General features: G+C 73.2%; 8 protein-coding genes, 5 tRNA genes and 2 pseudogenes. 9 read left to right on the forward strand and 6 right to left on the reverse strand.

Annotation, left to right across the window (positions count from 1 at the left end; translation table 11 throughout):
* Positions 1-43: 43 nt before the first annotated feature.
* From RH94_RS00385 to RH94_RS00395, 3 genes are all read left to right on the forward strand, one after another.
* Positions 44-238 carry a hypothetical protein gene (locus RH94_RS00385; RefSeq protein ID WP_073945689.1) on the forward strand — a complete coding sequence of 65 codons (195 nt, stop codon included), beginning with the start codon at positions 44-46 and terminating at the stop codon, positions 236-238.
* 279 nt (positions 239-517) lie between these two features.
* A complete protein-coding gene (locus RH94_RS00390; protein WP_073945690.1) occupies positions 518-1,465 on the forward strand; it encodes a phosphotransferase family protein in 948 nt (315 codons plus the stop codon).
* 80 nt (positions 1,466-1,545) lie between these two features.
* Positions 1,546-1,842: a TFIIB-type zinc ribbon-containing protein gene (locus RH94_RS00395; protein ID WP_073945691.1), complete on the forward strand. Its 297-nt coding sequence runs from the start codon at positions 1,546-1,548 to the stop codon at positions 1,840-1,842.
* Positions 1,843-1,894: 52 nt separating this feature from the next.
* On the opposite strand, the gene RH94_RS00400 is transcribed toward RH94_RS00395, so the two are convergent.
* The 5 genes from RH94_RS00400 to RH94_RS00420 form a co-directional block, all read right to left on the reverse strand.
* Positions 1,895-1,966: transfer RNA gene (locus tag RH94_RS00400), tRNA-Val, on the reverse strand.
* A 43-nt stretch (positions 1,967-2,009) separates the two neighbouring features.
* A tRNA-Val gene (locus RH94_RS00405) sits at positions 2,010-2,081 on the reverse strand.
* A 24-nt stretch (positions 2,082-2,105) separates the two neighbouring features.
* Positions 2,106-2,177 (reverse strand) — tRNA-Val (locus RH94_RS00410).
* A 1-nt stretch (position 2,178) separates the two neighbouring features.
* Positions 2,179-2,252: transfer RNA gene (locus tag RH94_RS00415), tRNA-Cys, on the reverse strand.
* 37 nt (positions 2,253-2,289) lie between these two features.
* Positions 2,290-2,362, reverse strand: a tRNA-Gly gene (locus tag RH94_RS00420).
* 177 nt (positions 2,363-2,539) lie between these two features.
* On the opposite strand from RH94_RS00420, the gene RH94_RS00425 reads away from it, so the two are divergent.
* The 4 genes and pseudogenes from RH94_RS00425 to RH94_RS00435 form a co-directional block, all read left to right on the forward strand.
* Positions 2,540-3,607, forward strand: a complete 1,068-nt coding sequence (locus RH94_RS00425) for a chorismate-binding protein (protein WP_073945692.1) — start codon at positions 2,540-2,542, stop codon at positions 3,605-3,607.
* Between the two features lie 95 nt (positions 3,608-3,702).
* Positions 3,703-4,524 carry an aminotransferase class IV gene (locus tag RH94_RS00430; protein ID WP_073945693.1) on the forward strand — a complete coding sequence of 274 codons (822 nt, stop codon included), beginning with the start codon at positions 3,703-3,705 and terminating at the stop codon, positions 4,522-4,524.
* 53 nt (positions 4,525-4,577) lie between these two features.
* A pseudogene (locus RH94_RS41700) lies at positions 4,578-4,763 on the forward strand (GNAT family N-acetyltransferase); the annotation flags it as partial.
* Between the two features lies 1 nt (position 4,764).
* Positions 4,765-5,407: pseudogene (locus RH94_RS00435) on the forward strand (GNAT family N-acetyltransferase); the annotation flags it as partial.
* 4 nt (positions 5,408-5,411) lie between these two features.
* On the opposite strand, the gene RH94_RS00440 reads toward RH94_RS00435, so the two are convergent.
* Positions 5,412-5,927, reverse strand: coding sequence for a DsbA family protein (locus RH94_RS00440; protein WP_073945694.1), 516 nt, complete (start codon positions 5,925-5,927; stop codon positions 5,412-5,414).
* Between the two features lie 165 nt (positions 5,928-6,092).
* Here RH94_RS00440 and RH94_RS00445 point away from each other — a divergent pair, with 165 nt between their 5' ends.
* The gene (locus RH94_RS00445; protein WP_073945695.1) at positions 6,093-6,542 is read left to right on the forward strand and encodes a hypothetical protein; all 450 of its coding nucleotides are present in this window, start codon (positions 6,093-6,095) and stop codon (positions 6,540-6,542) included.
* Positions 6,543-6,675: 133 nt separating this feature from the next.
* Positions 6,676-6,828 carry a hypothetical protein gene (locus tag RH94_RS41090; protein ID WP_181446997.1) on the forward strand — a complete coding sequence of 51 codons (153 nt, stop codon included), beginning with the start codon at positions 6,676-6,678 and terminating at the stop codon, positions 6,826-6,828.
* Positions 6,829-6,885 lie beyond the last annotated feature (57 nt).

The following is a 6,885-nucleotide window of genomic DNA, read 5'->3' on the forward strand; positions in this document are numbered from 1 at the left end:
CCCGCCGCCGCCGACGACAACCGAGACGGCCGGGAGAGGGACCATGGCCCTGACGGCAGCGCGGACACTGCTCCGCACCCGGGGACGCGCCGCGCGCCCCCGCCGTACGGGCCGCCGCCACCCCCTGGTGGCGACGCTGATGGCCCTTCCCCTGGCGGCCCTGCTCCTGCTCGTCTTCGACGGCTGGGACACAGTGGCCGCACAGGCGTCGTCCGTGGGTGCGGTGCTGGGGCGCTGAGCGGCGACCCCAGGCCCGGAAGAGCGGTCCGGGCGGGGACACCCATCCAGGAAACCCCGTGGGGACGGGGGTGCGGCGGACGGCAGAATGCCGGCGCAGCTGGGGAGCTGCGCCGGCATTGTCCGTAGCCGACCCGGTTGACATGGCTGCGGGCAGTCGTGCCGCCGGGGCGGCACGGGGGGCGCGGCGGCACTCCCTGAACACCAGCACCGGGCACCGTTCGGCCCACAGTCGGCTCACCCCGTACGCTCAAGGCCGGCGCCCCACCCAGGAAGCCCCGTGACAGACCTCGTACCCGAGCTGGCCGGCAGAGCAGAAGCCGAGGCCCACCGCGACACGAACCCCTGCCCCTGCGGAGCACCCGTCACCCTCGCCGACCGCCCCGACGCCACCGTGGTCCGCCACGCGAGCACCGTCGCGAAGGCCCACGCCCCCCACACCGACGCCACCGGCCTCGCCCTCCGCCTCACCACGGCCGCGCACCTCCCCGGCATCCTGCTGCCCCCGCTCACCAAGAGCCCCGAAGCCCTCCACGACCGTCTCGTGACCTTCTGGCCGTACGGCACCCCGGTGGACCCGGACACCCCCGACGCCGCCCCCTGGGAGGCCGCCGCCACCCTGCTGGCCCGCCTCCACAACAGCCCCGCCCCACCGGCCCTGCCCCTCATGCGCGGCCCCGCCAAGGCCGCCCGGGCCGTCGTCCGCCTGCGCGACACGGCGCCCGGCCACCTCGCCGCGCGCGCCGTCCTGCGCGCCTGGGCGGGTCTCCCGGCCTGGGCCCGTGCCGAGGCCCCCATGCCGGACGGCCGGACCCTCTGCCACGGCGACCTCCACCTCGGCCAGCTCGTCCGCCACCCCGCCCCGGACGGCCCCTGGCTGCTCATCGACGTCGACGACCTCGGCACCGGCGTTCCCGCCTGGGACCTGGGCCGCCCCGCGGCCTGGTACGCCTGCGGACTGCTCCCGCCCGACGAGTGGACCCGTTTCCTGACCGCGTACCGCACGGCCGGCGGCCCGGCCGTCCCCACGGACGGCGACCCCTGGCCCGCCCTGGACGTCCCGGCCCGCGCCCTCACCGTCCAGACCGCCGCGCTGGCAGTCGTCAGGGCGACCGAGGCGGGTCGCCCGCTCGACGAGGTCGAACAGGCCGTGGTCGACGCCTGCGACCGAATGGGCGGGCTCCCGCCGGAGTTGGCCGGCGATGTGCCGAAGGGGCCGACGGCATAGGGTGCAACCGACCGTGACGGGACGGAGTCCGTCCCTGTGAGGCCCGAAGCAGTACCGACCGGCGAGGAGTTGAGCCGACGATGCAGTGTCCGAAGTGCCATGCGCCGATGCACACCTACAACCGCAACGGCGTTCAGATCGAGCAGTGCAGTGGCTGCCGCGGCATCTTCCTCGACTACGGCGAGCTGGAGGCACTGACCCGCCTGGAGGCCCAGTGGACCCAGCCGGCGCCGCCGCCCCCGCCCGCCCCGCAGGGCTATCCCGCGCAGGCCTACCCGGCCCCGCCGGCCCCCGCCTGGGGCGCCCCGCACGGCGGCCACGGGCACTACGGCCACCAGCGGCACAGGAGCTTCGGCCGCATGCTGTTCTCCAGCTGAGTCCATGAGGAAGCCCCCGGCCGCACGAGACGGCCGGGGGCTTCCTGGTGTGTGGACGATACTGGGATTGAACCAGTGACCTCTTCCGTGTCAGGGAAGCGCTCTCCCGCTGAGCTAATCGTCCTCGGGGCCACGATCGCGCTCCGGAGCGGATCATGGGCACTGCGTGCGCGATACTGGGATTGAACCAGTGACCTCTTCCGTGTCAGGGAAGCGCTCTCCCGCTGAGCTAATCGCGCGGGTGGATCTTCGAGTGGATCCAGTGGACGATACTGGGATTGAACCAGTGACCTCTTCCGTGTCAGGGAAGCGCTCTCCCGCTGAGCTAATCGTCCTTGGAGGTGGAGACGGGATTTGAACCCGTGTAGACGGCTTTGCAGGCCGTTGCCTCGCCTCTCGGCCACTCCACCAGGAGTGGAGGGGACCGGGAGATCCCCTCTTCCCTCGAGCGGACGACGAGGTTCGAACTCGCGACCTCAACCTTGGCAAGGTTGCGCTCTACCAACTGAGCTACGTCCGCCTGTCGTTTCGGTCCGCTCACGCGGCCCGGCGACGTGTTGAACTCTAGCGGATTCCGGGGCCAGTACAAAAACGCGTTTGCGCAGCGTGCTGCGCTGCGCCCACTCCGCGACCTGCTCAGGCGCCCGGAACGGCACGCCCGGACCCGGCGAGCCGGGCCCGCCCTACACTTCTCGACGTGCTCGACCTCGCTCCTCTCGCCCGGTTCGGCGACCGTGTCGCCACCGGCCTGGCCGACGTCACCGGCGACCCCGCGGCCCTGGACTCCACCGGCTTCTGGGCCGTCGCCGCCGACTACGAGGGCCGTCTGACCTGCGCCCGCTTCCGTGACGTGCGGCACGAACCCGTGCCGGCCCCCGCGCCCGGCGCCTGGCGGGGTCCGGCCGCCGGCGACTGGACGTCCTCCCTCGACCGCGCCGCGTACACGGCGGGCGTACGCCGCGTCCGCGAGCACATCGCGACCGGCGAGGTCTACCAGGTGAACCTCTGCCGCGTGCTCTCCGCGCCCGTGACGCCCGACGCCGACGTGGACGCCCTGACCGCCGTACTGGCCCGCGGCAACCCGGCGCCGTATGCCGGAACGATTCGCCTGCCCGGGTACGGAGTGGAGATCGCCACCGCGTCCCCCGAGCTCTTCCTGCGCCGCGACGGCCGGATCGTCGAGTCCGGCCCGATCAAGGGCACCGCCCGCACCGAGGCGGAGCTGCTGGAGAAGGACTACGCCGAGAACGTGATGATCGTGGACCTGGTCCGCAACGACATCGGGCGTGTCTGCGCCACCGGCAGCGTCACCGTGCCCGACCTGTGCGCCGTCGAGAAGCACCCCGGCCTGGTCCACCTGGTCTCCACGGTCCGCGGCGAGCTGCGCGAGGACGTCGGCTGGCCGGAGCTGCTCGACGCCGCCTTCCCGGCCGGCTCGATCACCGGCGCCCCCAAGTCCAGCGCCCTGCGGATCATCGACGCCCTGGAGACCGCGCCCCGCGGCCCCTACTGCGGCGGCATCGGCTGGGTCGACGCCGACCGCGGGGTGGGCGAGCTGGCCGTCGGCATCCGCACCTTCTGGATCGACCGCGCCGGCCGGGGGTCCCCCCTGTGCGAAGAGCCCGGGGGAGGAACGGCCGTCCTGTGCTTCGGCGCCGGCGCCGGCATCACCTGGGACTCCGACCCCGAGGGGGAGTGGCGGGAGACCGAACTGAAGGCGGCCCGGCTGCTCGCAGTAGCGTCGGGGACGTACCAGGAAAGCTGAGAGGGACTGCGACAGTGCTGTGCCGGCCCGGGGGACACCCTCCGGACCCCGGCCGACGCGACGCACCCGGCACGGACATGCGAGGTAAGGAACCAGTGAAGATCTGGCTCGACGGCGGGCTGCGGGACATCGAGTCCGCGCGCGTCTCCGTTCTCGACCACGGACTGACCGTGGGCGACGGCATCTTCGAGACGGTGAAGGCGACCGGCGGGAAGACGTTCGCGCTCACCCGCCATCTGGACCGGCTCACCCGGTCCGCCCGCGGGCTCGGCCTGCCGGACCCCGACCACGACGAGGTCCGCCGCGCCTGCGCCGCCGTCCTCGAGGCCAACCCGATGCCGCTGGGCCGGCTGCGCATCACCTACACCGGCGGACACGGCCCCCTCGGCTCCGACCGCGGCGACCAGGGCCCGACCCTGGTGGTCGCCCTCGGTGAGACCACCCGCCGCCCCGACTCCACCGCCGTCGTCACGGTCCCCTGGACCCGCAACGAGCGCGGCGCGCTCACCGGTCTGAAGACCACCTCGTACGCCGAGAACGTCGTCGCCCTCGCCCGTGCCCACCAGCACGGCGCCACCGAGGCCCTGTTCGGCAACACCGTCGGCCGGCTCTGCGAGGGCACCGGTTCCAACGTCTTCGTCGTCCTCGACGGCGAGATCCACACCCCGCCGCTCGCCTCCGGCTGCCTCGCCGGCATCACGCGCGCGCTCGCCGTCGAGTGGACGGGCGCGAAGGAGACCGATCTGCCGCTGGACGTCCTGCGGCGGGCCGACGAGATCTTCCTCACCTCCACCCTGCGCGACATCCAGGCCGTCCACCGCGTCGACGACCGCGAACTGCCGGGCGCACCGGGCCCGGTGACGGCCAAGGCCATGCGCGTCTTCGAGGAGCGGTCCGGGGACGACCTGGATCCGTAGGAGCGGCACATATTCGGCTGACCCACGGCGCCGCAGCGGGTAGAACACCCCTGATGACCACGACCCTGCGGCCGACCGAGCCGCTTCAGCAGCACGCCGACGGGACCCGTTCACGCCGCTACCAGGTGTGCGTGAACAGCCGGCCCGTCGGCGGGATCCGCCTGACCACGCACCCCGTCTTCGGGCCGGCCGTCGCCCGCGTCCTCGACCTGCGCATCGACGAGCCGGACCGCCGGCGGNGCGGGGCCGCGGCACGGTGGCCGCGCTCGCCGCCGAGGAGGTGGCGCGCGGCTGGGGCTGCGAGCGGATCGAGGCCGCCGTGCCCGCCGACGCCGAGGCAGCGCTCCGGCTCGTCACGGCACTCGGCTACGTCGAGCGCAACCGCGGCATGGAGAAACAGCTCGGCACCACCGCACCCGGACTGCCCGTCGGCAGCCGGGGCAGGCCCATGACCGAGGCCGAGTACGGGCCGTGGCTCGAACGCGGCAAGGCCGCCTACGCCCGGAGCTGGATCGACCGCGGCGTACCCGCCGACCAGGCACGGGCCAAGTCGGAGGACGACCACGCCCGGCAGTTGCCCCAGGGGCCCGCGACCCCGGGCATGCTGCTCAGCGTCCTGGAGCACGAGGGCGCCCCGGTCGGCACACTGTGGTTGGCGATCACCGAGGACCGGGCCTTCGTCTACGACGTCGAGGCCGACGAGCGCTTCCGCGGCCGGGGCCACGGCCGCTCCCTGATGCTGCTGGCCGAGGCCCAGGCGGTGGCCGCGGGCAGACGCGTCCTGGGCCTGAACGTCTTCGCGGGCAACACCCCGGCCGAGCGACTGTACGAGTCGCTGGGCTACCGGCCGGTGCTCCACTCCTTCTACAAGGGACTGCTCTGACCGCTCAGGCACCCTGGGCCAGCAGACGGTCCACGATCTCCTCGACGCGCTCGCGCAGCCCCTCCTGGCTCTTGCCGCCGTCCAGGCACTCGCCCCCGACGACGTACGTCGGCGTGCCGGTGACGCCGATCGCCTTGCCCTCGGCCTGGTCGGCGTCGACGATCAGGATGTGCCGGCCGTCGATCAGCGCGGTGTCGAACTCCTCGGCGTCCAGACCCAGCTCACGGGCCACCTCGACCAGGACGGACTCGCCCCCGCGGTCCAGCTCCTCGACCCGGGCGAGCACCGCCTCCACGTACGGCCACAGCCGCCCCTGCTCGGCGGCCTCCTCGGCGGCCTGCGCGGCGGCGAAGGCGTGCTTGTGCTTCTCCAGCGGGAAGTGCCGCAGCCGCAGCTCCAGCCGGTCGCCGTACCGGGCGCGCAGGGCCCGCAGATCCTCCAGCGCGGTACGGCAGTCGGGACACTGCAGCTCGCACCAGACGTCGAGAACGGCGGTGGACGCGGGGGAGGAGTCGCTCATGCGCCCAGTCTCCCAGGCCCCGGCACCCGCGGAGGAGGCGACCCGGAGATCTCCCTGATGTCCGCTCCGAACATGGCTTCCCGAGTGCCGGACGGTGCAGGATGGAAGGGACGAACCACCCCGACCGGTGAGCCCCGACCCGGTGAGTCCCGACTGGAGGACCGGATGATTGCCGAGACCGTCTGTTCCGCCGTTTCCGCGGCAGGCCTGGGCATCGCCGCGGTCACGGCCTACCGCAAACGCTTCCTCGCCGCGGCCCGTATCGCCGCCTACTCCCTCGTCCCCGTCGGCCTGGTGATGACCGGGATCGTCGGCTGGCTGGCCGACACGGCCTTCAGTCCGACCGCCTGGGCGGGCTTCGGCCTGCTCGGCGGCGCCTGGCTGCTCTTCCTGACGACCCGGGCGGTCGAGCGCCGCCGCGGCGGTACGCGGCAGGAGCGCGAGGAGGCGGCCCGTGCGACGGGCCGGGGCGCGGTGGCTCCGGCGGCGTCGGCGCCGTCCCTGGGCCCGGCCACCCGCCGGACCGGCCCTCCCGCCTCCCGCCCGGCGACAGGGTCCGGGGGCGAGGACGACTTCAGCGACATCGAGGCCATCCTCAAGAAGCACGGCATATGACGCTCGTTCTCCGGCCGTAAACGATCAAGGCTTGCGCCGAAGCGAAACGAAGATCACGGAAACCGGGAACTCCCGCACATTACGCGCGTGTTGATCGCGTCACGGGTGCCGGCTGCGTCATCATCGCCCCGAGATGGTGGACACGACACAGAGTGAGTCCGCGCCGCCGCAGGGCGAGCGGCGCGGCTGCCTCTTCGCCCTATCCCAGCCGCCGCTGATGATCTTCCTTGCGGTGATCGGGTGTCTGCTGCTCATGGCTTCGTTGCACGACCTGCTGTTGCTGTGAGCCGTATCCGTGCGTCCTCGGCGCCACCCGCCGGGGACCACGACAACACCACCGGCC

Origin of the sequence: Streptomyces kebangsaanensis (assembly GCF_001906585.1) — a bacterium.
Lineage (GTDB): Bacteria > Actinomycetota > Actinomycetes > Streptomycetales > Streptomycetaceae > Streptomyces > Streptomyces kebangsaanensis.

Excerpts from the sequence above, each read along its gene's own strand:
- RH94_RS00385 (WP_073945689.1), top strand. The coding sequence starts at position 44 with ATGGCCCTGACGGCAGCGCGGACACTGCTCCGCACCCGGGGACGCGCC.
- RH94_RS00395 (WP_073945691.1), top strand. The coding sequence starts at position 1,546 with ATGCAGTGTCCGAAGTGCCATGCGCCGATGCACACCTACAACCGCAAC.
- RH94_RS00440 (WP_073945694.1), bottom strand. The coding sequence starts at position 5,927 with ATGAGCGACTCCTCCCCCGCGTCCACCGCCGTTCTCGACGTCTGGTGC.
- RH94_RS00445 (WP_073945695.1), top strand. The coding sequence starts at position 6,093 with ATGATTGCCGAGACCGTCTGTTCCGCCGTTTCCGCGGCAGGCCTGGGC.
- RH94_RS41090 (WP_181446997.1), top strand. The coding sequence starts at position 6,676 with ATGGTGGACACGACACAGAGTGAGTCCGCGCCGCCGCAGGGCGAGCGG.